The organism is Endozoicomonas sp. SESOKO3, from assembly GCF_024606255.1.
Genome location: NZ_JAHHPR010000760.1, coordinates 1 through 1,249, shown reverse-complemented (window position 1 = coordinate 1,249; position 1,249 = coordinate 1). Strand labels below are relative to the sequence as shown.

Annotated in this window: 2 protein-coding genes; both read left to right on the top strand. The window is 52.8% G+C overall.

Annotation, left to right across the window (positions count from 1 at the left end; all coding sequences use genetic code 11):
* A partial coding sequence (locus KDK18_RS13365) for an ankyrin repeat domain-containing protein (RefSeq protein ID WP_257255427.1) occupies nucleotides 1–549 on the top strand: 549 nt, incomplete at its 5' end.
* Nucleotides 550–725: 176 nt separating this feature from the next.
* A partial coding sequence (locus KDK18_RS13360) for an ankyrin repeat domain-containing protein (protein ID WP_257255426.1) occupies nucleotides 726–1,249 on the top strand: 524 nt, incomplete at its 3' end.

Genomic DNA, 1,249 nt, shown 5'->3' with positions numbered 1-1,249 from the left:
GAAAATAAGACTGACTGCGTGAATGCACTGATCGAAGCCGAGGCAGACCTCAACGCACGGACTGCAGATGGTGCCACCGCGCTGTTCATGGCTGCCGGGAAGGGCAACACCGAATGCGTGAAAGCCCTGATCAAAGCCGGGGCAGACGTCAACGCTGCCCGAACGTCGGATGGCTCCACTCCGCTGCTCATCGCTGCTCAACAAAATAACATCGACATCCTGCAAGCCCTGATCGAAACCAAGGCGGATCCCAACGCACGAGCCACGAATGGCATCACCCCGCTGCTCATGGCTGTTGCGTTAGTCAATATCGACTGCATGAAAATCCTGATCGAAGCCAAAGCAGACATCAACGCCGCCTTGTCGGATGGCGCTACCTCGCTGCTCGTGGCTGTTGCGAAAGGCAATATCGAATTCGTGAAACTCCTGATCAGCGCCGGGGCTGATCTCAACGCTGCCTTGTCGAATGGTGCCACTGCGCTATCTATCGCAACCCGGATGGGCCATACCGACTGCGTGAAAGTCCTGACTGAGGCCGGGGCAAGGTAGGTGACAGAGGCAAGGCGGGGAACAAAAGAAAGGCGTTATGTTTTCCGGTAAACACAGCTTTCAGGTGTTCCCGTCTTACGAGTTTTTGAAATAGGTGAGATTGTTTAGCCACTGCAAACTTTGTAGCCATAGAGCTGAACTATCGTATTTTTCTTGTGTCCAATCCGTATCGCTCATTGACTAACACAGATGTTCTACTCATGGATGGCATTGCTCGCCCCCCTGTCCCCGGGGATACTCAAGTACCGCGGGAGGATACTCACTGTCCCATTTGTTTGGCCGAATTCCATGGCCGAGCTGTAGCGCCTGTGGTCGTCAAAACACAATGTTGTGGCAACCGCTTCGATCTGGACTGTATTTTGAAGTATTGTGTTGATCAGCCCATCGGCTCACGTCGGTGTGCGATGTGTCGGCAAAATCCGATGCCTGTGTTGAATCTGAACACCGGTGAACCGCACCAGGATACATTTTTTCCCGATCAGACGTTTTATCGTGCCTGTTTTGAAGGGGATTTGGATCAGGTAAACACGTCTCTGGAAGAAGGAGTCAATGTCAATGTCCATAACATTACGTGTGACGATTACACTCCCTTGATGATGGCATCCTTCGGGGGGCACAAGACGGTCGTCGAATGCCTGATCAACGCCGGGGCGAATCTCAACGCCGTCTGTAAGTACGGTGCCACCTCAATGTTCATGGC